Origin of the sequence: Gordonia aurantiaca, from assembly GCF_039939235.1 — a bacterium.
Lineage (GTDB): Bacteria > Actinomycetota > Actinomycetes > Mycobacteriales > Mycobacteriaceae > Gordonia.
Genome location: NZ_JBDUUF010000008.1, coordinates 240594 through 264150 on the forward strand (window position 1 = coordinate 240594; position 23557 = coordinate 264150).

At 68.8% G+C, this 23557-nt stretch carries 19 protein-coding genes; 6 read left to right on the forward strand and 13 right to left on the reverse strand.

The window, feature by feature from the left end; genetic code table 11:
• The first annotated feature begins 28 nt into the window (after nucleotides 1-28).
• Nucleotides 29-1573, forward strand: coding sequence for a PucR family transcriptional regulator (locus ABFT43_RS16740; RefSeq protein ID WP_347961441.1), 1545 nt, complete (start codon nucleotides 29-31; stop codon nucleotides 1571-1573).
• Between the two features lie 21 nt (nucleotides 1574-1594).
• Here ABFT43_RS16740 and ABFT43_RS16745 read toward each other — a convergent pair whose 3' ends face one another.
• A complete protein-coding gene (locus ABFT43_RS16745; RefSeq protein WP_347961442.1) occupies nucleotides 1595-2764 on the reverse strand; it encodes a MalY/PatB family protein in 1170 nt (389 codons plus the stop codon).
• A 112-nt stretch (nucleotides 2765-2876) separates the two neighbouring features.
• Between ABFT43_RS16745 and ABFT43_RS16750 the strand changes: the two genes are divergently transcribed.
• From ABFT43_RS16750 to ABFT43_RS16770, 5 genes are all read left to right on the forward strand, one after another.
• Complete coding sequence (locus ABFT43_RS16750) at nucleotides 2877-3668, forward strand: LLM class F420-dependent oxidoreductase (RefSeq protein WP_347961443.1); 792 nt, start codon at nucleotides 2877-2879, stop codon at nucleotides 3666-3668.
• A gap of 74 nt (nucleotides 3669-3742) precedes the next feature.
• Nucleotides 3743-5815: a TPM domain-containing protein gene (locus ABFT43_RS16755; RefSeq protein WP_457590169.1), complete on the forward strand. Its 2073-nt coding sequence runs from the start codon at nucleotides 3743-3745 to the stop codon at nucleotides 5813-5815.
• Nucleotides 5816-6005: 190 nt separating this feature from the next.
• Entirely contained in the window at nucleotides 6006-8087 is a 2082-nt protein-coding gene (locus ABFT43_RS16760) for a PhoX family protein (RefSeq protein ID WP_347961444.1), read from the forward strand.
• 178 nt (nucleotides 8088-8265) lie between these two features.
• Nucleotides 8266-8754: a MarR family winged helix-turn-helix transcriptional regulator gene (locus ABFT43_RS16765; protein WP_006901120.1), complete on the forward strand. Its 489-nt coding sequence runs from the start codon at nucleotides 8266-8268 to the stop codon at nucleotides 8752-8754.
• A gap of 64 nt (nucleotides 8755-8818) precedes the next feature.
• Entirely contained in the window at nucleotides 8819-10093 is a 1275-nt protein-coding gene (locus tag ABFT43_RS16770) for an MFS transporter (protein WP_347961445.1), read from the forward strand.
• A gap of 139 nt (nucleotides 10094-10232) precedes the next feature.
• Here ABFT43_RS16770 and ABFT43_RS16775 read toward each other — a convergent pair whose 3' ends face one another.
• The 12 genes from ABFT43_RS16775 to ABFT43_RS16830 all read right to left on the reverse strand — a co-directional run bounded on the left by ABFT43_RS16775 (nucleotide 10233) and on the right by ABFT43_RS16830 (nucleotide 23545).
• Entirely contained in the window at nucleotides 10233-10925 is a 693-nt protein-coding gene (locus tag ABFT43_RS16775) for a helix-turn-helix domain-containing protein (RefSeq protein ID WP_347961446.1), read from the reverse strand.
• A gap of 45 nt (nucleotides 10926-10970) precedes the next feature.
• On the reverse strand, nucleotides 10971-12167 hold the full coding sequence (locus ABFT43_RS16780; protein WP_347961447.1) for an NAD(P)/FAD-dependent oxidoreductase: 1197 nt from the start codon (nucleotides 12165-12167) through the stop codon (nucleotides 10971-10973).
• Nucleotides 12164-13495 carry an FMN-binding glutamate synthase family protein gene (locus ABFT43_RS16785; RefSeq protein ID WP_347961448.1) on the reverse strand — a complete coding sequence of 444 codons (1332 nt, stop codon included), beginning with the start codon at nucleotides 13493-13495 and terminating at the stop codon, nucleotides 12164-12166. The genes ABFT43_RS16780 and ABFT43_RS16785 overlap by 4 nt, the downstream gene beginning before the upstream one ends.
• A gap of 126 nt (nucleotides 13496-13621) precedes the next feature.
• On the reverse strand, nucleotides 13622-14386 hold the full coding sequence (locus ABFT43_RS16790; protein WP_347961449.1) for a GltB/FmdC/FwdC-like GXGXG domain-containing protein: 765 nt from the start codon (nucleotides 14384-14386) through the stop codon (nucleotides 13622-13624).
• Nucleotides 14374-15270 carry a class II glutamine amidotransferase domain-containing protein gene (locus ABFT43_RS16795; RefSeq protein ID WP_347961450.1) on the reverse strand — a complete coding sequence of 299 codons (897 nt, stop codon included), beginning with the start codon at nucleotides 15268-15270 and terminating at the stop codon, nucleotides 14374-14376. The genes ABFT43_RS16790 and ABFT43_RS16795 overlap by 13 nt, the downstream gene beginning before the upstream one ends.
• A gap of 119 nt (nucleotides 15271-15389) precedes the next feature.
• Nucleotides 15390-16757, reverse strand: coding sequence for a type III glutamate--ammonia ligase (gene glnT, locus ABFT43_RS16800; RefSeq protein ID WP_347961502.1), 1368 nt, complete (start codon nucleotides 16755-16757; stop codon nucleotides 15390-15392).
• A 255-nt stretch (nucleotides 16758-17012) separates the two neighbouring features.
• Nucleotides 17013-18374, reverse strand: coding sequence for an ammonium transporter (locus ABFT43_RS16805; protein WP_347961451.1), 1362 nt, complete (start codon nucleotides 18372-18374; stop codon nucleotides 17013-17015).
• A 66-nt stretch (nucleotides 18375-18440) separates the two neighbouring features.
• Nucleotides 18441-19466: a heme-dependent oxidative N-demethylase family protein gene (locus ABFT43_RS16810; protein WP_347961452.1), complete on the reverse strand. Its 1026-nt coding sequence runs from the start codon at nucleotides 19464-19466 to the stop codon at nucleotides 18441-18443.
• The gene (locus tag ABFT43_RS16815) at nucleotides 19463-20455 is read right to left on the reverse strand and encodes a PDR/VanB family oxidoreductase (protein ID WP_347961453.1); all 993 of its coding nucleotides are present in this window, start codon (nucleotides 20453-20455) and stop codon (nucleotides 19463-19465) included. Before ABFT43_RS16815 ends, ABFT43_RS16810 begins: the two co-directional genes overlap by 4 nt.
• On the reverse strand, nucleotides 20452-21984 hold the full coding sequence (locus ABFT43_RS16820; protein WP_347961454.1) for a DUF3445 domain-containing protein: 1533 nt from the start codon (nucleotides 21982-21984) through the stop codon (nucleotides 20452-20454). Before ABFT43_RS16820 ends, ABFT43_RS16815 begins: the two co-directional genes overlap by 4 nt.
• Entirely contained in the window at nucleotides 21981-22991 is a 1011-nt protein-coding gene (locus ABFT43_RS16825; RefSeq protein WP_347961455.1) for a PDR/VanB family oxidoreductase, read from the reverse strand. The genes ABFT43_RS16820 and ABFT43_RS16825 overlap by 4 nt, the downstream gene beginning before the upstream one ends.
• Entirely contained in the window at nucleotides 22988-23545 is a 558-nt protein-coding gene (locus ABFT43_RS16830) for a dimethylamine monooxygenase subunit DmmA family protein (RefSeq protein WP_347961456.1), read from the reverse strand. Before ABFT43_RS16830 ends, ABFT43_RS16825 begins: the two co-directional genes overlap by 4 nt.
• Nucleotides 23546-23557 lie beyond the last annotated feature (12 nt).

The following is a 23557-nucleotide window of genomic DNA, read 5'->3' on the forward strand; positions in this document are numbered from 1 at the left end:
TATTTCGGCGTCCGAGGAGGTTCGTTCCATGGCGATCGGGGACGCACCGTCGCGCGCCGCGCATCCCGGGACACCGACGGTCACCGTTGCCGACGTCGCCCTCGCGACCGGCGTCGTGGTGGCCACCACCGGCGTGGACACCGACGCGACCGTGACGCGCTTCGTCGACCTCCGCGACAGCGACGACCTCGCCGAATGGTCGGCGCGCGACGAACCGGCGCCGGGAGAGAGCTTCGCGACGACGCTGATCGCGGTGCCGTGGCGCCCGCAGCGGCCGGATGGCCCGCTCCCCGCGCTCGACACGCTGCTGGCGCCGGTCCTCCGCCGTAAACCCGCGGCCGTCGTCGTCACTCCCGGACGGCCGGTCAACCCGCCGACGAAGGTGGTCGAGCTATTGGGATCCCAGGGAGTCGTCCTCCTGTGGGATCGGCACGCCGAAGCCTCGTTCGCACACGTCATCGAGCGCGCCGGGGGCACCCCGCGACGGGAGGACTGCTCGGCACCGGAGGCCCCCGGGCCCGCGACGAGGGATTCCGGGCTCGGCGGCCTCGCGACCGCCGTGCTCGCCGTAGCCGACGACGTCGCCGCGCTGGAGGCGGTGTTGACCGGGTTCGCCGGTGCGCCCGTTCGGATCCGGCTGTCGGGATCGCGGGGCCGCACCACGGAGGGGGTCACCGTCGCACTCGGTCAGGGCGCGTCGCTCACCGTCCTGGACATCGACGCGCTGAACGAACGACAACGCCTGATGGTCGACCTCGTCCGACCCCTGCTGGCGCTGCACACCCGGGCGCGCTGGGCATCGCCGGTCGACGAACGGATCGACGAGGCGACACGGGTCCTCAAGCAGATCCTCGGCGAGGACCTCGCGCAGCGCGAGCAGAGCATCCGGCGGAGCCGGCGACTGTCGCTGTTCCCCGACCGCCCGGTGGTGTTCGTGGCGATCGAGCCGTTCAACGTCTCGGTCGACCTACCCGGCCTTCAGCGGCTGCGGGAGGACGTGGCGCTCGTGGTCCGGCGCCACGATCCGCAGGCGGTGGCGGTGATCAAGGACGGCATGGTCGTCACCCCGGTCTCCATCGACGTCGACCTCGACGCGATGCTCCGGGCCGTCTGCCGTGCCGTGCACGTGCCGCTCGCCGCCGGCGCCGGCGATCCGGTCACCGAGCCACGCGGATACGCGGGTTCGTTCCGGCAGGCCGGCCGCGCGGTCGCGGTGGGCCGCCGCATCGGCGCGATCAACCGGATCACCCGGCACAGCGAACTGGGCGTGCTCGCCTTGCTGTATCAACTTCCCGAGCACGCCCGGCGGTCGTTCGTCGCGGACACCCTGCGGTCGGTGGCCGACAACACCCCGGAGAGCCTGGAGCAGCGGCGAATCCTGCGCGCGCTGCGGGCCACGGACTGCAATATCTCCGAGTCCGCTCGCCGTTTGTTCGTGCATCCGAACACGCTGCGGGCCAAGATCTCCCGGATTGAGTCCATAATCGGACCGATCGTCTCCGACCCGGAACGACGCCTCACCGTCTTCACCGCGCTGTCGATGTACTCGCTCGACTCGGGCATCGACGACTGACGACGGTCGACGTGGCACGGATTACGTTGCGGTGCCGGATGTTCCGTCTACGACGCAGGCGATCCGTTCGATCGCCTCGGTGAGCACGTCGGGCGCACACGCCACGTTGAGCCGGGCGAAACCCCTACCGGGCGCACCGAATGCCGGCCCATAGTGCAGGGCGACCTTGCCGCGGTCGAGGATCGCGAGTCCCGGGTTGTTGCCGAGACCGGTGTCGCGGAAGTCGAGCCACGCGAGGTACGACGCCTGCGGACGGGTGAATCCGACTGTCGGAAGATGCCGCGCAAGCAGTGCTTCGAGGAGATCGAAGCTCTCCCCGATCACCTCGAGCGTGGCGTCGAGCCACTCCTCACCGGCGGCGAACGCGGCCTCGGTGGCCGCGCGACCGAGAATGGAGGTGCGGTAGTGGACCTCCTCGGGCTGTCGCGCGACGATCGCCCGCGTGCGTTCCGATGTCGCGACCGTCAGGGCGCACTTGGCCCCGGCGAGGTTGAACGCCTTGCTGGCCGATTGCGCGGCGACGCCGACGTTCCGGGCGGTGTCGCCGACGGCGAGGAAAGGGACGAAGCGGACTCCCGGATGGACGAGCGGCGCGTGGATCTCGTCGCTGACGACGATCGCGCCGTGAGCAGCGGCGAGGTCGGCGAGACGGGCGAGGTCCGCGGCGTCGTGGACGAGTCCGACCGGATTGTGGGGACTGCACAGCAGGACCGCGCGGGCGCCCGCCTCCAATGCGGCCTCGATGCCGTCGAGATCCATGCGCCACCGCGGGACGTCGAGCAGGGGGACCTCGACGACGGTGCCACCCGCCTCGGGGATGAGATCGAAGAACGGCGGATACACCGGCGGCATCAGGATGACCCCGTCGCCGGGCGCGATCGCCGCGCGCAGGGTCTCGACGATGACGACGCCCACGTCGGTGGTGAGGGTGACATCGGCCGGATCGAGCTCCCAGTTCCAGCGACGCGCCGCGAAGTCCGCGAAAACCGTTCCCACCCGGCCGGAGTCGCCGGCGTAACCGACATCCGACGCGCGGACCCGGTCGATGATCGCCTCGGCGACCACGGGTGCGAGCTGATAGTCCATCTCCGCGATGAACAGGGGCAACACGTCGTCGGGATGGGTCGTCCACTTGGAGCTGGTGCGACGGCGGAGTTCGTCGAGGGGCGGCGCGGCCGGTCGGGGTGTCACGAGGTCAGTGTTACCACCCCTGACAAGGCCCGCTGCGCACTCCGGGGTCCACTCAGGGTTGGACAGCCCGATCCCATCGACGTCGACGTCCCGAAGAGGCAGACTGGTGCCCATGGCCTTTCCCATTCGCATCGGTGTCCAGATCCAGCCCCAGCATGCTCCCGAGTACGGCCTGATCCGGGATGCGGTCCGCCGCGCCGAGGACGTGGGTGTCGACATCGCCTTCAACTGGGATCACTTCTATCCCCTGTACGGCGATCCCGAGGGCGCCCACTTCGAGTGCTGGACCATGCTCGGAGCGTGGGCCGAACAGACCTCACGCGTGGAGATCGGCGCCCTGGTGACCTGCAACTCCTACCGCAATCCGGAGCTGCTCGCCGACATGGCCCGCACCGTCGACCACATCAGCGGAGGACGGCTGATCCTGGGCGTCGGCGCCGGCTGGTTCCAGAAGGACTACGACGAGTACGGATACGACTTCGGCACGGTCGGGTCGCGCCTGAACGACTTCGGGGCGGCGCTCCCGCGGATCAGGTCGCGGCTGGCCAAACTGAACCCCGCCCCCACCCGGCAGATCCCGATCCTCATCGGCGGCAGCGGCGAGAAGAAGACGCTGCGCTACATCGCCGAGCACGGCGACATCTGGCACGGCTTCAACGACGTGGAGTCCTACCGCCACAAGTCGAAGGTGCTCGCCGAGCACTGCGCCGCCGTGGGTCGCGACCCGGAGACCATCGAACGGTCGTCGGGTGTGCAGTTCTCCGGGGACGTCGACCAACTGCTGCGCGACGCGGAGGCGCTGGCCGACGAGGGCGTCTCGCTGCTGACGGTCGGCGTGACCGGGCCCGATTACGACCTGACGGGACTCGAGGCGCTCTGCCGCTGGCGCGACACCCGGAACTGAGCGTGCCGGACCGGATGCGAACCCGCGACGGCCATACACTCACCCGAATGCGGCGGCTGACTAGATTTGTGACCATGCATCGGGTACCGACCCCGTCGGGGGAGTCGACGCACGTTCTCGCACGCGACATCCGAGCGGGTCGCGGGGTCCTCGGCCCCCTGCTCGGCCTCCTACTCGGGTTTCTGATGTGCCTGGTCGGCCCGGGCGCCGCGGCCGCGGAACCGCCCGCCCGCCTGCCCGCCTATGTGGTCGACCCGGCCGAGGTGATCACGCCCGAACAGCGGGCGGAGCTCGAGGAGGCCATCGACAAGCTCTACAACGAGCACGACATCCAGCTGTGGGTCGTGTACGTGCGCACCTTCGACGGCTTCACGAGCGAGAAGTGGGCGGACCGGACCATCGCCCTGAGCGAGCTCGGGGATCACGACGCCCTGCTGGCCATCGCCACCGAGGACCGCGCCTACCGGTTGACCGCGCCGGACAGCATCGGCGGGCTCGAACCGTCGACCCTCGATGACGTCGCACGAAACGACGTCGTCCCCCAGCTCAAGGATGGCAACTGGGCCGGCGCAGGTCTCGCCGCGGCGAACGGGTTGTCCCGGGCGCTCGAACCCGGTAACACCGGCATCATCACGGCCGGCGTGGTCGGAGGTGCGGTGATCGTCGGCGGTGGCGGCGCCTACCTCTACACGCGTCGTCGCAAGCAGCGCCGCATCGCAGAGGGCGTCGAGACCCTGCGCGAACAGGAGCTGACCGTCGATCAGCTCGCCGAACAGCCGCTCGACGTCCTCGACCCGTGGTCGCGGGAGGTGCTGACCGATCTCGACAACGCGATCCGGACCAGCGAGGAAGAACTACGCCTGGCCCGCGACGAGTTCGGCCCGGTCGAGACCGCACCGTTCACCGAGGTCGTCGAACGGGCGAAACAGGCGCTTGCGCAATCGTTCACGATCCGTCAGCGGCTCGACGACGACATCCCGGAGACCGACGACGAGCGACGTTCGATGTTGCTGCAGATCATCACCTCGTGCACCGACGCCGACACCGCCCTGGACGACCAGGTCGAGTCGTTCGACGCCATGCGCAATCTGCTGATCGACGCCGGGACGCGGTTCGACTCGATCACCCGGCAGCTCATCGCGCTGCGGGCGCGCCTGGAACCGGCAGAGAAGAAGCTCGCCGACCTGATCGAGAAGCACGGCGAGCAGACGCTGCGCTCGATCCTGGACAACGTCGATCTCGCCAAGCAGCAGATCGACTTCGCCGAGGCGACCGCCGATCAGGGTCGCGCGGCCGTCGCCGCCCCGGTCGGCCAGCAGGGTCCTGCGGTCGCGGCGATCCGGTCGGCGGAGGGGTCGATCGAGCAGGCCACCACACTGCTCGACGCGATCGACCACGCCGACGCCAACATCGCGGTCGCGCGGTCCCGGATGCCGGCACTGATGGAGGAGGTCGACGCCGAGCTGACCGAGGCGGCATCGCTCACCGCCGACGGCGGACCTGCGCTGGCCACGGCGGTCGAGGCGGCACGAACCGCGCTCGAGGCCGCGCGCAGCGACTTCGAGACCGATCCGCTGGGCACGTTCACCGCGCTCGTGGACGCGGATGCCGACCTCGACGAGGCGCTCGCCGCCGCGCGCAGCACGGCCGCCGAACGCACCCGTCGCGCCCAGGTGCTGAACGCAGCGCTCGAGTCCGCGAACGCCAAGGTCACCGCGGCGTCGGACTTCATCGGTACCCGGCGTGGCGCCGTCCAGTCGACCGCGCGTACCCGACTGGCCGAGGCCCAGCGCCTGCTGGCGTCCGCGCAGCAGACCGCGGCGTCGGACCCGATCGCGGCGACGTCGACGGCCCGACAGGCCGGGGCACTCGCCGACCGGGCGTTGATGGCCGCCCAGGGCGACGTCGTGAGTTGGCAGCAGTCGCAGCAGCCGCGGTCGAGCGGCACATCCACGGCCGGCGCGGTACTCGGCGGCATCCTCGTCGACAGCTTCCTGCGCGGCACCATCAGCGGTGGTCGCAGCGGGTACCGCGGTGGCGGCCACCCCGGCGGCTTCGGCGGCGGATTCAGCTCCGGTGGACGCAGTCCGGGTTCATTCGGTGGCTCCGGGTCGTCGGGACGCATCGGGACCGGCGGCCGGTTCTGAGGTCGGACTCACGGCGACTCGGCCTCGTCGGCTCCCCCGATACCGACGATGACTCTTGTCCGGGGCGGCCTCGGATCGTTGTTCGGTAGGTATCGATCCGGCGCCGGCGCACCGGATTCGCACCCGTCGTTGGGTTTCCGTTCACCTCTGGGTACAGCGCGGTTCGCTTCGCACCCCTAACGTCTGTCGGGTGCGAATCCAGTTGCCGCTCTTCACCTCCGACGGCCGGGCCGGCCGGTCGTCCCGCGCTCATGTGACCTGCCGCTACAAGTGCGGCGACGCATGCCGGACCGTCCCCGGGAACTCCAGTGACAACGCATACTTCCGTGAAGTGGTGCGCTCGCAGGTGTCTCGTCGGAGCGTGCTCAAGTCCTCCGCCGGAACCGTGCTGGCGCTCGGGGCCATCACGGCATCGGCCGCGTGTGGGGACGGCGAGGCGTCGGAACTCGGATGGTCGTCGACCGCTCCCTCCCCCGGCGACGCGCTGCCCGGCATGAAGTTCACCGCCGTCACGCCGAACACCGAGGACGCCCTGGTCATCCCGGAGGGATACCGCCAGCAGGTCGTGATCCGCTGGGGCGATCCGGTGCTGCCGGGGGCACCCGAGTTCGATGTCGCGAATCAGACGCCCGAGGCGCAGGCCGGACAGTTCGGCTTCAACAACGACTTCGCCGGGCTCATCCCCGTCGACGGCGTGCCGGGCCATTTCTATCTGGTCGCCAACCTCGAATACCCCACCGAACCGTTCATGTTCACCGGGTACCGGGAGGGCGAACCCACCGAGCAGCAGGCGCGCATCGCCATGGCCGCGGTGGGCATCGCGGTCGTCGAAGTGGAGGCGGCGCGCGGCTCGGGTGCACTGAAACCGGTTGTCGGACCACGTAACCAGAGGCTCACCGCATCGAGTCCGTTCCGCCTGACCGGCCCGGCCGCCGGCAGCGAGTTCGTCAGGACCTCCGCCGACCCGGCCGGCACGACCGTCCTCGGAACGTTCGCCAACTGCTCCGGCGGCCTGACCCCGTGGGGCACGATGCTCTCCGGGGAGGAGAACTTCAACAACTACTTCGCCAACGCGAGCAAGGTGACCGACCAGAAGGCCGCCGAGCGCCTCGCCCGCTACTCCTTCGACGACGACAGCGACGAACACCACTGGGGCCGCTTCGACAAGCGTTTCGACCTGGCCGTCGAGCCCAACGAGGCCAACCGCTTCGGCTACATCGTCGAGGTCGATCCGCATGATCCGAAAGCAGTTCCGGTCAAACACAGTTCGCTGGGCCGCTGCAAGCACGAGTCGGCGAACATCCACGTCGTCGACAGCGGCCCCGACGAGGGCACCGTGGTCGCCTACAGCGGAGACGACGAAAAGTTCGAGTACATCTACAAATTCGTATCCAGCCGCCGGATCAAGAGCGGCCTGTCGAAGACCGCGCGGGAGCACAACCTGCGCATCCTCGACGAGGGTACGCTGTACGTCGCGACCTTCTACGGGGACTCCCCCGACGGCTCGGGCCGGCTTCCCGCGTCGGGTCGATTCGCCGGAAGGGGTTCGTGGAAGCCGCTGTTGACCACCGAAGCCGACGGCTCGGCGCGATCGCACGTGCCCGGGATGTCCCCCGCGGAGGTCGCGGTGTTCACGCGCCTCGCCGCCGACGCCGTCGGGGCCACCAAGATGGATCGGCCCGAGGACATCGAACCGAACCCGACGACCGGCAAGGTGTACTGCGCACTCACCAACAACAGCGACCGCGGCACCGACGGCAAGCCCGGCATCGACGCGGTGAACCCACGCACCGAGAACAAGAGCGGCCAGGTCATCGAGATCACCGACGACCACACCGGCACCGAGTTCACCTGGGAGTTGCTGCTGGTGTGCGGCGACCCGGCCGCCGCGGACACCTACTACGGCGGGTTCGACAAGACCCGGGTCAGCCCCATCTCGTGCCCCGACAACCTCGCTTTCGATCCGCACGGAAACCTCTGGATCTCCACCGACGGCAACGCGCTCGGCTCCAACGACGGGTTGTTCGCGGTCGCCGTCGAGGGCGACCGTCGCGGCGAGACCAAGCAGTTCCTGACCGTCCCGGTCGGCGCGGAGACGTGCGGACCGGTCATCTCCGGCGACCGCGTCCTCGTCGCGGTCCAGCACCCGGGTGAGCTCGACGACCACTCCGCCGACAACCCGGCCTCACACTGGCCCGACGGCGGGAACTCCCGACCCCGCCCCGCCGTCGTGGCCGTCTGGCGCGAGGACGGCAAGGCGATCGGCGTCTGAGCGCCCCGGCAGCGGCCGCCCGCGTCGTCAAAGTCGCGACTTCCTGCAGAAAAGCGCACCTTCCAGGGCGCGCATCTGGCGGGAAGTCGCGATTTTGCGTTGTGGTGGGGTCCTGTGTCGGCGATCTCACAGACGCACAGGTTTTACTTCGAGCTTCTAAGTATTAGAGTTTCTAAGCGTGTCCGACATCGATCCCGCGCAGCTCGCCTCAGCCCTCCGGCCTACGATCACGCGGCTCTACCTCTCCCTGCGACGTCGGACACCGGTCGTCGAACTGACGGCCGCGCAGACATCGGCGCTCAGCGTGCTCGCCGATCACGGCCCGATGCGCATGGGTGAACTCGCGGAGCGGGAATCCATCCGGATGCCCACCGCGACCTCGGTGGTCGACGGACTCACCAAGCACGACTTCGTCGAACGACGACCCGATCCCGGGGATCGTCGGGCCGTCCTGGTCGGTCTCACCGATCACGGCCGCGAGGTGGTCGAACGGATTCGCCTCAGCCGTGATGTGGCACTGACGGACGCGCTGGCGAGCCTGAGCGACGAGCATCTGCGGACGCTCGCGGCGGCGGCTCCCGCACTCCGAGCCCTTCGCGACGTACTCGACCAACGTCCGGCGCACCTCGCACAACCCGCGGAGTCCACCGCCGCGATCGAGCACTGACCGGACGTCGCGTCCCGGTCTGCCGCCCTGTCAAGACAGCCCCGACCCAGAGGACCTCTTTCCCATGACCGTCACCGACCGCACACCCGCGTCGGCCGCACCACAGGCCGCGCACGACGAGCCCTCCTCGATGCTCGCCATGTTCCGCCAGCAACCACGTGCCGTGTGGATCACCGCCTTCGCGGCCACCATCGCGTTCATGGGCATCGGCCTCGTCGACCCGATCCTGCACAGCATCGCCGAGGCGCTCAACGCTCCCGCGAACAAGCTCACCCTGCTGTTCGGCGTGTACGTCGGCGTCCAGTGTGTGGCGATGCTCGTGACCGGCTGGTCCGCGTACCGGTTCGGCCCGAAGCGCACCCTCACCGTCGGCCTCGCGTGCATCGTGCTCGCCGCCGGCGTCTCGGTGTTCGCGAGCAACATCGACCAGCTCATCGCGCTGCGTGTCCTGTGGGGTCTCGGCAACGCCCTGTTCCTGGCAACGGCTCTCGCGTTCATCGTCTCGTCGGCCAGGGGCAGCCGGCACGGCGCGATCATGATGTACGAGGCCGCGCTCGGAATCGGCCTCGCCGTCGGCCCCCTGCTCGGCGCGACCCTCGGTGAGTGGACCTGGCGCGCACCGTTCGGCGGCACCGCACTGCTGATGCTCATCGGCGCCATCCTGTGCGCGATCATGCTGCCCGCCGACGCCCCGCGCGCCACCCGCACCCCGGTGCGCATCGTCGACCCGCTCAAGGCGCTCGAGAACCGCACCCTGACCATCGCGGGCATCGGGTCGGCTTTCTACACGGGCGCGCTGTTCACGGTCATCGCCTGGGCTCCGATCGCCATGGGACTGCGCCCGATCCACGCCGGCATGATCTTCTTCGGCTGGGGTCTGCTGACCGCCGTCGCCGGGGTCTTCTTCGCCACTCCCCTGGCCCGGATGGTCGGCCAGAAGGGCGGCGTGCTCACCGCGATCACCGGCTACGGCATCGTCATGGCCCTCGCCGGCATCGGCACCCTCACCGACGAGGTGTGGCTGATCGGCCTCGCCGTCGTGCTGTCGGGTCTCCCGTCGGGCATCCTCAACACCCTGTTCACCGATCTCGCGATGGCGTCCGGCGGAACCGATACCCCGCGTTCGGTGTCCAGCGCCGGGTTCAGCTTCCTGCGGTGGGCAGGAGCCGCGGTCGCCGCGGTGCTGGTCTCCTACCTGGCCGAGTGGTTCGGCGAGGTCGCCCCGTGGTGGTTCGCCGTCGGCTACTGCGTCGTCGCGCTGGGTGCCGTCGCGCTGGTGAAGACCAAGAAGCACGTCGTCGCCGAGGACGCCGCACTGATCGGCGCCGAGGAGTACTGAGCTCTTCCGATGGCCGCTCTTCCGATGGCCGCTCTTCCGACAGGCCTTCCGCAGGCCGCACGCCGGTCGAAAAGCGATCGACGACGAGATCGCCCCGGGGACCCCTGATGGTCCCCCGGGCGTTTTCTCGATCTCGTTGTCAGACCGCGGAATCCGGGAAGGCGATGACCGAGAGGAACCGCACGGGCAGTTCGACCAGCTCGACCGGACCGTGCGCGCCCTCGCCGTCGAGCTGCAGGGCGTCGCCCGGGCGCATCCGGTAGACCGAGCGGCTGTGCGCGTAGTCCATCACGCCTTCGAGCATGTACAGGAATTCGGTACCGGCGTGCTGGAACAGCGGCTGGGTCACCGACTTCTCGGTGAGGGTCACGAGCAGACACTCGAGTCGCTTGTGTTCTCCGCGAAGAGAACCGAGCAACTCGTACTCGTGGCCCTCACGTGACCCCTCTCGGATGATCGCCGAACCCTCGCCCGACTTCACGAAGACGGCAGACCGCTCCATCTCCGCGCCGCGGAACAACGACGTCACCGACACGTCGAAGCCCCGGGCGAGACGGGCGAGGGTGCTCAGGCTGCAGGACGTCTGCGCGTTCTCGATCTTCGAGAGCATCGCCTTGGAGATGCCGACGCGAGCGGCCATGTCCCCCACCGACAGTCCCTGCTGACGTCGGAGCCGTCGCACGTTGTGCGCGATCGCGGTTTCCAGCTCCAGTTCCTCGACCGACTGGTCCACCGGGCGTTCCCGGGCGATACCAGACTGGTTCCGGATCAAATCGTCGTCGGTCACCTCGTCACCATAATGCGCGAGGCCGTTCACTGTCAGTTGACACACGTTCCGCGTCCTTCCCGTCGGTCACCGCCGCCCGTCACTGGACGCTCAGCGCATCTCCCCTGCCCCCACGTACGGGAACCTGGTCTTGAGCAGGTCGCCCTCGGCGAACCGCGTGAACCGGAAGTCCGACTCCGGGATACGCGGATCCGAGCTGCGCCCTTCGGTGACCAGGTCGGCCACGAGGCGCCCGACCGCCGGCGAGATCTTGAACCCGTGGCCGCTGAAACCGCAGGCGAGCACCAGACCGTCGAGCGGTCCGCGGGAGATGATCGGGTTCCAGTCCGGCGTGACGTCGTAACAGCCGGCGTAACTGGTGGTGATCGTCGGCTCGGTGAACCCGGGGAACCGGGTGCCGACCTTCTCGACCGTCAGGTCGATGAACTCCCCGGTGACCTGGTTGCTGTAGTTGTCCGGGTCCGCGATCTCGAGTTCCTTGAGATCGCTGTTGCCGAACAGGATCTCGCCGCGGACATCCGGGCGGACGTACTGCAGCGACACCAGGTCGGAGAACACCGGGACCTCACCGAGATCCTCACCCGGGTGGATCATCATGATCTGCTCGCGGTGCACCGAGATCGGGACGTCGACGCCGTGTCGGGCGAGGAACGGCTTGGTCCACACGCCCGTGGCGACGACGACGGTGTCGGCGGAGATCGTCGACCCGTCCGCTAGGCGGACGCCGGTGACCCGGTCCCCGTCGACGACGAGCTCGGTCACCGCGGTGCCCTGGCGGATCCTGATCCCGGTCGCGCGTGCCGCAGCAGCGAAGGCCTGCGCGGTCTGATAGGCGTCGCCATAACCGCCGCGCGCCTCCCACCCGAAGGCGGCGAAGGGCTCGAGGTCGGCGGCCGGCCACATCCGCGCGACCTCGGAGGCATCGATCTCCTCCGTCTGGACTCCCACCTCGCGCTGGGCCGCAAGGCTTTTGCGCATGTTCTCCGCATTCGCCTCACCGACACCCACCACATAACCGGTCTGACGGAAACCCATGTCGGTGCCGAAGATCTCCTCGGCCTTCTCGAAGACCTCGAGGCCGTAGGCCGCCATCGCCGCCAGCGAGCCCACCCCGTAGTGGCAGCGGACGATGCCCGACGACTTGCCGGTCATACCACCGCCGACGGTGTCGCGTTCGCAGACGACGACGTCGGTGACGCCGCGCTGACCGAGGGCCCACGCGGTGGCGGCGCCTTCCAGGCCACCGCCGACGATGACAACCGATGCGGTCGAATTCTGCTTGCTCACAGCCCACTCCCCGGAATCCAGCCGGTCCCGGCGAGCGGGACGCGGGCCATCGCGGCGGCCTCGATCGAGATCGCGACGAGGTCCTCCGGCTCCAGGTGCTGCAGGTGCGCCTTGCCGCAGGCGCGGGCGATGGTCTGGGCCTCCATCGTCATTACCCGCAGGAAGTTCGCGAGACGACGACCGGCGACCACCGGGTCGAGGCGCTTCGACAGCTCCGGGTCCTGGGTGCTGATGCCGGCCGGGTCGCGGCCGTCCTGGAAGTCGTCGTAGTAGCCGGCCGCCGAGCCGATGGCCTCGTACTCGTCGGCGTATCGAGGATCGTTGTCGCCCAGTGCGATGAGGGCCGCGGTGCCGATCGCGACCGCGTCGGCGCCGAGGGCCATCGCCTTGGCGACGTCAGCACCGTTGCGGATGCCGCCGGAGACGATCAACTGGACCTCGCGGTGCACACCGAGCTCCTGCAGCGCCTGGACGGCCTGTGGGATCGCGGCGAGCGTCGGGATGCCGACGTGTTCGATGAAGACCTCCTGCGTGGCGGCGGTGCCACCCTGCATGCCGTCGACCACGACGACATCGGCGCCGGAGTGCACCGCGAGCTTGACGTCGTAGTAGGTGCGGCTGGCACCGACCTTGACGTAGATCGGCTTCTCCCAGTCGGTGATCTCGCGCAGTTCGTTGATCTTGATGGCGAGGTCGTCGGGGCCGGTCCAGTCCGGGTGCCGGCAGGCGCTGCGCTGGTCGATGCCCTCGGGAAGGGTGCGCATCGCCGCGACGCGCTCGGAGATCTTCTGTCCCAGCAGCATTCCGCCGCCGCCGGGCTTGGCGCCCTGGCCCAGGACGACCTCGATGGCGTCGGCCTTGCGCAGGTCATCGGGGTTCATGCCGTAGCGGGAGGGCAGATACTGGTAGACCAGGTGCTTGGACTGACCGCGCTCCTCCGGGGTCATGCCGCCGTCACCGGTGGTGGTCGACGTGCCGACCTCCGACGCACCGCGTCCGAGCGCCTCCTTGGCCTGCGCCGAGAGAGCGCCGAAGCTCATTCCGGCGATGGTGACCGGAGTGGACAGGTGCAGCGGGTACTTCGCGTTGCGGGTGCCCAGCCAGACGTCGGTGTCGCACCGCTCGCGGTAGCCCTCGAGCGGGTAGCGCGACATCGAGGCGCCGAGGAACAGCAGGTCGTCGAAGTGGGGGAGCTTGCGCTTGGCGCCCCAGCCGCGGATGTCGTAGATACCGGTCTCGGCGGCGCGCTGGATGGCAGCGATGGTGGTGCGGTCGAAGGTGGCCGATTCGCGGAGTCCGCGCTGCTCGACGCTGAGGTTGTCGGTCATGGTGGTGTCTCTTTCCGTGAATGCTCGGTACGGGCCGGCGCGTGGGAGTGGCTGTGGCCCTTCGTGGCTCGTCGCGTGCGCGCGCAGCACCTCAGGGTGCGAGGTGGCCCGCTGGGCAGAAGCGGCTCAGTAGGCCGAAGCGTTGTCGACCTTGAAGTGGTAGAGCTCGCGGGCCGAGCCGTAGCGGGTGTAGGCGCTGAGGTCGTCGTCGCCGAAACCGGCGGCCTTGAGCAGGCCGGCCAGTTCCTCGAGGTGCTCTTCGCGCATCGGCTTGGCAATGCAGTCGGCGCCCAGGGAGGCGACCTCGCCGCGGACGTAGATGCGGGTCTCGTAGATCGAGTCGCCCAGGCCGTGGCCGGCGTCGCCGCGGATGACCAGGCGTCCGGCCTGCGCCATGAACGCGCTGTTGTGCCCGACGTTTCCGCCGACGACGATGTCGACGCCCTTCATCGAGATGCCGCAGCGCGCAGCCGCGTCGCCCTCGACGACGAGGAGTCCACCGTGGGCGGTGGCGCCCGCCGCCTGGGAGGCATTGCCCTTCACGATCACGCTGCCGCTCATCATGTTCTCGGCGACACCGGTGCCGGCGTTGCCGTTGATGACGACCTCGGCCTGCTGGTTCATGCCCGCTGCGTAGTAACCGACATGACCATTGATGGTGATCTTCACCGGGGCCTTGACGCCGGCGGCGACGGCGTGCGCGCCGGCGGGGTTGTCGATGACGACATCCCCGGAGATGTCGCCGTGGAGGGCCGAATTCACCTCTCGCAGAGGGGTGATCGCGAGGTCGAAGTAGTGGTTGGGGCTCATCGTCTCAGCTTTCGCCGTGTCGGTGCAGGTCGGGGCGGGGAAGGTCGGGGCGGGGGAGTGGTCGATGGTCAGCGCGTCCATGCGTAGACCACCTCCGGCTCCGGTTCCCAGATTCGCGCGTTCTCGACGCCGGGGAGCTTGGCCAGCGCGCGGTACTCACTGGCGATCGCGACCCAGTCGGCGGTCTCGGCGATGACCGCGGGCTTGCATGCGATGGCGTCACGGACGACGGCGAACGAGTCGTGGTTGGACACCACCAGCGTGTAGAAGCCGTCAAAGGTGGCGCACACCTCCTTCAAGGCGGTCTCGACGTCCTTTCCGGCGGCGAGCTGGTGGGCGACGAAACGTGCGCCGACCTCGGTGTCGTTCTCGCTGTCGAATTCGACGCCCTCGGCGCGCAGTTCGCGGCGGATGGTGGCGTGGTTGGAGAACGAGCCGTTGTGGACGAGGCACTGTTCCGGGCCGACCGCGTAGGGGTGCGCACCCGACGGGGTCACCGCCGACTCGGTCGCCATTCGGGTGTGGCCGACGCCCTGCCAACCGGAAGCGTGGGCCAGACCCCAGGATTCGGTGAGGTCGCGCGGGGCCCCGACACCCTTGAGGACGGTCAGGTCCGCGCCGAAGCCGGCCACCAGCGCGTCGGGGTAGGTGGCGCGTGCCGCGGCGAGCAGCTCCTCGGCCGGAACCGGGGCCGAGACGACCAGGGTGGTGTCGACGAGCTGCGCGGCCACCTCGACGCCGAGGGCCGCACCGAGGGTCGCCGAGACCTCGTCGGGCACGACGTCCAGTTCGAGCAGCGAGACACAGCCGTGGCCGGGCGGGGCCCATTCCGGGTTCCCGTAGACGGCGATGCCGGCCGAATCGGCGCCGCGGTCCTGCATCTCGCCGAGCATCTCGGCGAGCATCGCACCGAGTCGGGGGTGGAGTTCCGGATTACGGAGGTGCAACCCGACGATTCCGCACATGGTCGAATTCCTTTACATCGAAGGGGATCTGGTTGTTATTGCTCACGCGCCGGTGGCGCTTGATCGACCGCACCGGAGGCGCTTGATCGACCGCGCCGGAGGCGCTTGATCGATTCAGGTCAGAAGGCGGTCAGGTACTTGTCGACCTCCCAGGGGGAGACCGCCGAGTGCCAGCTGAAGAACTCCTCGCGCTTGAGGTTCGAGAAGTAGGTCGACACCGTCGCCTGGTCGGCCGGCCAGTCCTGCGGGACCGCGGCGTCGAGGGCGGCCTTGACGACCGGGTCGGACTCGAGGGCCTCGACCGCGTGCAGCAGGGTCAGAGGCAGTTCGGCGACGTGGCTCGGGGCCCCGCCGACCTCGCCCGGGTCCAGGCTCCGCTTGATGCCGTCGAGTCCGGCGCCGAGGAGTGCGGCCACCGCCAGGTACGGGTTGGCCGAGCCGTCGCCGCCGCGGAGCTCGACACGCTGGTCGTCGGGAACCCTGATGTAGTGGGTCCGGTCATTGCCGCCGTAGGTGGCCTTGCGGGGCGCCCACGACGCACCGGAGCGGGTGGCGGTGGCGCCGGTTCGCTTGTAGGAGTTGACCGTCGGGGCGATCACCGCCTGCAGGGCCGGCGCATGCTCGAGGATGCCGCCGATGAAGCCGTAGGCGGTCTCCGAGAGGCCGAGTCCGCGCCCGTCCTCACCGGCGCCGACCTGCGGGAAGACCGGCTCACCGCCCTTGGTCAGGGAGAGATGGAAGTGCAGGCCCGACCCGGTCCGGTCGGCGAACGGCTTGGGCATGAAGGTGGCGATCATGCCGTTCTCACCGGCGATGGCCGAGAGCAGGTAGCGCAGGGTGACGACGCGGTCCGCGGTGGTCAGGGCGTCGGCGTACTTGAAGTTCTGCTCGAACTGGCCGTTGCCGTCCTCGTGGTCGTTGGCGTAGTTGCTCCAGCCGAGCCGGTTCATCGCGGTGGACACCGCGGTGAGGTGGTCGTACATCCGGGTCAGACCGCGGACGTCGTAGCACGGCTGGTCCGAGTCGTCGGCGGCGTCGGCGGTGACCAGCGATCCGTCCTCGGCACGCTTGAGCAGGAAGTACTCGACCTCGGCGCCCACCCACGGCTCGAAGCCGGCGTCGGCGGTCTGGGCGATCAGGGTCTTGAGGATGTTTCGCGGAGCGAACGGCCACGGCTTGCCCTCGACGTGCGGGTCGCACTGGACGACCGCGAGGCCCTCCTTGATGAACGGGATCGGCAAGAAGGACTTCACGTCGGGGATCGCCATCAGGTCGGGATCCTTGGGCTCCTGACCGATGGCGCCGACCGCGTAACCGGCGAATCCGACTCCCTCGGTGGCGAGTTCGTCGACGGCCTCGACGGGGACCAGCTTTGCGCACGGCTTGCCGCGGAGGTCGACGAACATGGCGAGGATGAACTTGGTGCCGTTGGCCTCGCACAGCTCGGCGAGGGTGGCGCTCTCGGTGGTGTCGAAGGTGGTGGTCATGTTGCGCTCCGGGGTCGACTTCATGGTGTTGCCTGTCGGTATGTCCACTCGCGTGAACCTTTGTCTACCGTTAGTAGACCGAGTGGATGTTTCCGGCACGTTTCAGGACCGTGAGCGATCGGTGTCGTTTGCGGACTTGTTGTGACAGGACGGCGACGTCGCGACGGCGGATGCCCGATATGTACGAAAAGACCCGGGGGCCCGCCGTTTTCGGCGAACCCCCGGGTCGGTCGGGTGTTTCCTCTCGGTGTCCGATCAGACCTTGCTGGACGGTGACGGCGACGGCATCGACTTCTCCACCGACTCGGCCGCAGCGGCCGGCGACATGGAGGCCAGGCCGCCACCTGCGTGACCCGAGCTCGCGGCCGGGATCTCGTAGGCGGTCTCCGCGTGGATGGTGGTGTCGAGGCCGACCATCTCGGTCTCCTCGTCCACACGAAGGCCCATGATCTTGTCGATCACCTTCGCGATGATCCAGGTCATCACGAACGAGTAGGTGCAGGTGATCGCGATGCCGGCCAGCTCCCGCCAGATGATCTCGGGATCACCGCCGAAGAGCACGCCCTGGACGCCCGCCGGGGCGACGTCGCTCGCGAACAGGATGATGCAGAAGGTGCCGATGATGCCGCCGATGCCGTGGACCATGAAGGCGTCCAGGGTCTCGTCGACCTTGAGGCGGGCCTTGAAGCTCAGCAGGTAGGCGACGACGGCTGCGGCGAAGATACCGACGAGCAACGCGCCGATCGGGGTCATGCTGCTGGCCGCCGGGGTGATGCCAACCAGGCCCGCGACGACGCCGGTGATCAGGCCCAGCGAGGTTACGTGGCCTTCCCGCCACTTCTCGACGATCGCGAAGCCGATCATGCCGGCCGAACCCGCCAGCAACGTGTTCAGGATGACCGCCTGGGCCAGGAAGTTGGCGCCGAGCGCACAGCTGCCGTTGAAGCCGAACCATCCGAAGAACAGGATGCCGCCGCCGAGCATGGTCATCGGCACGTTGTGCGGGCGCTCCATGCGACGCTTGCGGGCACCGAGGACGACCGCCAGGGCGAGCGCCGCGACGCCGGAGTTCATGTGCACCGCGGTTCCACCCGCGTAGTCGACGATCTGCAGCTTGTTCAGGAGGAAGCCGCCCTTGTAGTCGTCGTCGACGTCGGCCGCGAAGACCCAGTGGGCGAGCGGGAAGTACACCACCAGCAGCCAGATCGGCGCGAAGACGAGCCAGGCCGAGAACTTCATGCGCCCGGCCGCGCCGCTGGCGACGATGGCGATGGTGATGGCCGCGAAGAGGATGAACCACGCCGCGAAGTACAGCGTCTGAGTGGCACCGGACTCGTCGTCGGTCAGCCAGTTCGTGAGGCCGATGAAGTCGGTCGGGTCACCGATGAGGCCCCAGCCGCCCACCGACGGTCCGGACACGAGTCCGTATCCGACGAGGACATAGAGCACCGCGGTGATGGCGAGGGTCGACATGACCATCGACATGATGTTCAGCACGTTCTTCGAACCGACCATGCCGCCGTAGAAGAAGGCGAGGCCGGGGAACATCAACAGGACGAAGACGAATGCCGCAAGCATCCACGCCAGGTCGGCATTTGTCGCGAGTATCGGTTCCATGGGCGATCTTTCGGGTCGGAGACTTTGAGAGGTCCGGGGTTGGTTGCTCCAAGCAGCTCACGGGCGTCATTGACCGCGTAGATATGCGACGACGCTGTCGCGATAGTCGAGGAATCCCTTGTAGGCGGCGATGTCCTCACCGAGTGTCTCGATGACGGTTGCCAACTGGTTGGCCCACTCGGGTATGCGCTTCACATCCTCCAGCGAGGCCATGAATGTGCGGATATTGAACGTCACGGCACCCGACATCGGCAACCGGACGAAGTGTTCCAGCTCGATTCGCAGGCGTGCCCTGGCGAAATCGCCGTCGGCCACCATGCCCGGGACGTCGCCGGCCCACTCCGGCAACTCTTCCAGACTCACGTCGAGTTTGTGCGAATCAGACGCCGACAGAGTCCAGTTCACCCTGCGGTACACCTGATCCGCCGGTAGCCTACGCAGAAATTGTTCGGCGCGGGCGACGATGCCCTCCCGAAGCATGCGCGGAACCGGGGCGTGGATCTCGTACATGTCCATGCCGACGTCGAAGGAGACCGACCACGCCGCGGCGAAGGTGACCACGCCGGCATCGAAGTAGAGACGTCCGTCACGTTCGGTGACGAGCAGGAGATCGTCGGGCACCTCACGCGCGAGGAACTCCATCGGACCGTACGGCAGGGTGCTCGGATCGCCCAGGACGAACTCCTGGTCGGTGCCGAGAAGATCGTTGCGCCAATGAAACCGGCCGTCGCCGTGCTCCGTGATATGCATCACCTCGGGGTAGGAGACGTCCAGGTCCCGCAGGTAGTAGAGCAGCAGATCCCAGCACGCGATCTCCATGCCCGGCTTGATCCGCACCCGCGACGGGTCGTGGTCGAGGATGCGCCGGCGCTCGGCCATGATCGCCGGGTACTCGGCGCCGCCGAGATCGACGAGATGCCTTCCCCATTCACCGCCACGGGTGCGGCGCGGGACACGCGCGGGCTCGACGTTGACGCTGTAGGTGAACTCCTCGTGGCCGTCGGGGAAGGGCCAGGGCAGATTGCTCAGGTGATCCACCGGTCGGCTGAGGAAGAGTTCGGCGGGCGTGGTCGGCAGGGCTTCGGTCGTCACAGGTCCACCTCGATGTTCTGGCCGCGGGAGACACAGCAGAGCATGGCGTCACCGAGCTCCCTCTCCTCGTCGGTGAGGACGAGGTCGCGGTGCTCGATGGTGCCGCTGCGCACGGGAATTCGGCATTCGCCGCACACGCCCTGCCGGCACAGGTTCGAGACCTCGACACCGTTGTCGAGAAGTCGTTGCAGAAGCGACACCCCGGAGGGCACGTCGATCGTCGCGCCCGTGGAGGCGAGGGTCACGGTGAACGGTTCGCCCGGGTCCTGTTCGGGAGCGGAGAACCGTTCGAGATGCACGCGTGCCGACGGCCAGCCGGCCTCGGCCGCGAGTTCGGTGTAGGTCTCCAGCATCGGCGCCGGACCACACGCGTACGCATGGGTGCCGAGCGGTTGGCACCGAAACCGCTCGCGGAGCAGCTCGGCGGTCTCCTCGACGCCGGACACCTCGTGCAACTCGATGTTCGGCTGTTCGGCCAGGGCCCGCAGATCGTCGAGATGCGCCGCGGCACCGGGCCGGTACGAGTAGACGATGTCGGCGCGCCGGCCCTCACGGGCCAGCGCCCTGGCGTGTGACAGCACCGGCGTGACGCCGATACCGCCGGCGACGAGCAGGGCACCGCGCTGGTTGAGGACCGGGCCGAACATCGACCGCGGGCCCTCGATCTCGAGCACGGTTCCCTCGGACACGTTGTCGTGCAACCAGTCCGAACCGCCACCGGCGCCGCGTCGGAGTACGGAGATCCCGTACGTGTCAGGGAACATGCCGTCATCGACCAGCGAGTACGCGTTGCGGTGCTCACCGGCGGTCACGATGAGGTGGCTGCCCGGCTGGTAGGGCGTCAGCACCTGCGGCGCGTTGTCGACCGGTGCGAACCGGAAATGCCTGATCTCGTCGGTGAGACGTTCCACCCGGACGACGCGCATGGGTCGTGGCGCGGTGGTGTAGCCGGGATGCAGGTGCGCGGGAGTCGTTGCGGCAGCGGTCATTCATCACCTCCTGTGGCCGACGCCAGATAACTTCCCATCGTCGGCGAATGGTGCTCGTGGATCTCCAGGTCGCGCGCGCAGCCCGGGCACGTGACCACGCCACCGGGCACCCCTTCGACGCGGAAGGTGTCGCGGCAGTGCGCGCAGTACATCGGGAGATCGCGGAAGTCGGTGACGTAGGAGGCGAGCTCGTCGGCGACCGCGCCCGCCTCGCGGGCGAGGGCGAGTGCGGTCATGACGTCGTACTGCCCGCCGGTGACCATGACCCGGGTGCCGATCACCGCGTCGTCGAGGGCGGCGAGCAACGCGGCGCGGTCCTCGTCGTCGGTGAGCGTGTCGAGCACGAGCAACCGCGTGGCTCCGGCCGCCTCGGCCGCCGACACCCACGTGCGCGAGACGTGCGCGGTCTCGGGCCCGCGGCCGATGGCGACGACCAGGAAGGCCGCGCCGGTGGTGTCGACCGGTGGGGGAGTGCCGGGCCATTCGGGCATGCCCGGTCCCGACGGCACCCCGGCCGGCGGCGCCGCCTTGCGCAGGTACTCCGCAGCACGGTCGCGGTACTTGATGATGCCCTTGTACTCGGCCATGTCGGCCGGCAGCTCGGCGAACACCTCGGCCGCGCGACGACGCCAGGGTTCCACTGTCGCAAGCTGTTCCAGCGGCAGCATGTAGGTGCGGATCAGGAACATGATCGCACCCGAGTCGGGGAGCCGGATGAGGTGTTGGACCTCGACGCGCAGGTGGACCCGACGGCCGAACTCGTCGTCGTCGACGCGCTGGATGGCCTCCCGGTCGGGACCCCACTCGTGGTAGATCTCGGTCGAAACGTCGAGACGGCGGTCGATGGTCAACGTCCAATTGGTGCGCCGGTACGGCTGGTGCGGTTGGAGCCGCTTGAGGAACTCGTGGGCGCGGGTGATGACGCCCTCCTTGCGGATCCGCGGGACCGGGCCGTGGATCTCCAGGAAGCTCATCCCGACGTCGAAGCCGAAGCTCCAGTCGGCGGCGAACGTGACGACGCCGGCGTCGACGAACAGTTGGTCGTTGCGCTGGTCGAGGAGGGCGATGTCCTCCTGGACCTGCGAGGCGATGAAACGCAGCGGCTCGTCGGGCAGGGTCGAGGCGTCTGCGTACCGGAAGCGCTGTTCGATGCCGAGAAGGTCGTTGCGCCACAGCCATTCGTCTCCGCCGAGGTGTTCGAGACGCATCTGGTCGGGGTAAACGGCGTCGAGCTCACGCATCAGGGTGAGCATGGCGTCCCAGGCGGCCGGGATCATGTGCGGCAGGACCGCATGCCGGCTCGGGTCGGCGGCGAGGATCACCGCGCGCTGGTCGAGCTCGGAGCGGTACTCCGAGTCGATGTCGACCACCGCGGTGCCCCACTGCCCGGCCGGGGTGATGACCGGCTGTTCGGCGGGCTCGACGTTGGTGCTGTAGCGGTAACGGTCCTCGGGGAAGGGGAACGGGAAGCCGGTGACCAGATCGGTCGCGGTCGGCGTCGTCCCGGTGGTGTTCTCGAGCGTGGTCACAGGGGAACCTCCAGGGTGCAACCTTCGGGGGCGCGGGAGACGCACGGCATGATGGCGTCGCCGGCGTCCTTCTCCTCGGCGCTGAGGTAGAGGTCGCGGTGTATGGGTGATCCGCCGGCGAGCGGAATGCGGCATTCACCGCAGACGCCCTGACGGCACAGGTTGGGGATCTCGATGCCCTCGGCCTCGAGTGCTTCGAGCATGCTGGTGCCGGACGGGACATCGATCACGCGGCCGGATGCGGTGAGCTCGACCCGGAACGGATCGCCGGCGTCGAGTGCGTCGATGCCGAAGCGCTCGAAGTGGATTCGCGAGTCCGGCCAGCCCGCCTCGTGCGCGGCGCCGATGACCGCGTCGATCATCCCGGCCGGACCGCAGACGTAGAGATGGGTGCCGATCGGCTGCTCACGGAGGGCCTCGCCGAGCCGACCGACGAACACGTCCTGGTCGGTGAAGAGCTCGGCGCGCTCGCCGGCGAGCTCACGGACGTCCGGCAGATGCGCCCCGGCGTTCTCCCGGAACGCGTACAGGATCTGGACGTCGCGTCCCCACCGTGCGGCCGCACGGAGATGGGACACCATCGGCGTGATCCCGATGCCACCGGCGATGAGCAGGTGCTTGCGTGCTCGGGCAATGGGCGCGAACGCACTTCGCGGAAGACCGACGGTGAGGGTGTCGCCGACGTCGAGTTCCTCGTGCAGCCAGCGCGATCCACCGTTGCCGTCCTCCACCTTGAGCACCGAGATCGAGTAGTGCGTGGGGTGGGTGCCGTCGCCGGTGAGGCTGTAGGCGTTGGTGTGGGGGCCGGCCTGCACCACCAGATGGCTGCCCGGGACGAATGCCGGTAGCGCCCGTCCGTCGGGGGCGGCCAGCGTGATGCCGCGGATCCCGTCGGCGAGGGTGTCGACCGCGGTGACGACCAGATCCAGCGTCGTCGCACGATCCGTGCGGGGAGAGCCGGATGCAGTGTCGACGACCGGATCGGGTTCGGCGACCGAAGTACTCATGATTCGACCTCCTGACCTGCCGGTGGGGGCGGAGCCGTCTCGGCGTCGACCTGGAAGCCCAGGTATTGACCGGTCCGCCGGGACACGTGGTGATAGACGAGCAGGTCGCGCCGGCAACCGGCGCACGGCACGACGTCGTCCACCTGCGCCTGCACGCGGTTCACCGCACGGCAGTGGACGCAGAAGACGTCGATCGTTCCGGCCTCGTCGGAAGGTGTTGCGAGGACGTCGATCTCGTCGTCTTCGAGGCCGGACGCGAGCGCGATCGCCCGAAGCTGCAGCGCCGCACCGGCATCGGCGGCGATCCAGACCCGGGTCCCGACCGTCGCATCGGACAGCGCCCCGGCGAGGCGGTCGCCCGCGGAATCGACGTCACCGTGGATTCGCGTGATGGGGCGCGGCGCGAGCTCGGACTCCCAGCGGGCCAGGACCTCGCCGACGTCCCCGACGCCGACCAGCAGGTAGGACCTGCCGGTCGGCGCGGGTGTCGTCGTCGCGGCCAGATCGCCGGGGCGCGCCCACGCCGGCACGCTCGAGTATGCGATCTGCGACATGGCGCCGTCGGC

Excerpts from the sequence above, each read along its gene's own strand:
- ABFT43_RS16740 (WP_347961441.1), top strand. The coding sequence starts at position 29 with ATGGCGATCGGGGACGCACCGTCGCGCGCCGCGCATCCCGGGACACCG.
- ABFT43_RS16750 (WP_347961443.1), top strand. The coding sequence starts at position 2,877 with ATGGCCTTTCCCATTCGCATCGGTGTCCAGATCCAGCCCCAGCATGCT.
- ABFT43_RS16755 (WP_457590169.1), top strand. The coding sequence starts at position 3,743 with ATGCATCGGGTACCGACCCCGTCGGGGGAGTCGACGCACGTTCTCGCA.
- ABFT43_RS16770 (WP_347961445.1), top strand. The coding sequence starts at position 8,819 with ATGACCGTCACCGACCGCACACCCGCGTCGGCCGCACCACAGGCCGCG.
- ABFT43_RS16785 (WP_347961448.1), bottom strand. The coding sequence starts at position 13,495 with ATGACCGACAACCTCAGCGTCGAGCAGCGCGGACTCCGCGAATCGGCC.
- ABFT43_RS16790 (WP_347961449.1), bottom strand. The coding sequence starts at position 14,386 with ATGGACGCGCTGACCATCGACCACTCCCCCGCCCCGACCTTCCCCGCC.
- ABFT43_RS16795 (WP_347961450.1), bottom strand. The coding sequence starts at position 15,270 with ATGTGCGGAATCGTCGGGTTGCACCTCCGTAATCCGGAACTCCACCCC.
- glnT (WP_347961502.1), bottom strand. The coding sequence starts at position 16,757 with ATGACCACCACCTTCGACACCACCGAGAGCGCCACCCTCGCCGAGCTG.
- ABFT43_RS16805 (WP_347961451.1), bottom strand. The coding sequence starts at position 18,374 with ATGGAACCGATACTCGCGACAAATGCCGACCTGGCGTGGATGCTTGCG.
- ABFT43_RS16815 (WP_347961453.1), bottom strand. The coding sequence starts at position 20,455 with ATGACCGCTGCCGCAACGACTCCCGCGCACCTGCATCCCGGCTACACC.
- ABFT43_RS16825 (WP_347961455.1), bottom strand. The coding sequence starts at position 22,991 with ATGAGTACTTCGGTCGCCGAACCCGATCCGGTCGTCGACACTGCATCC.
- ABFT43_RS16830 (WP_347961456.1), bottom strand. The coding sequence starts at position 23,545 with ATGTCGCAGATCGCATACTCGAGCGTGCCGGCGTGGGCGCGCCCCGGC.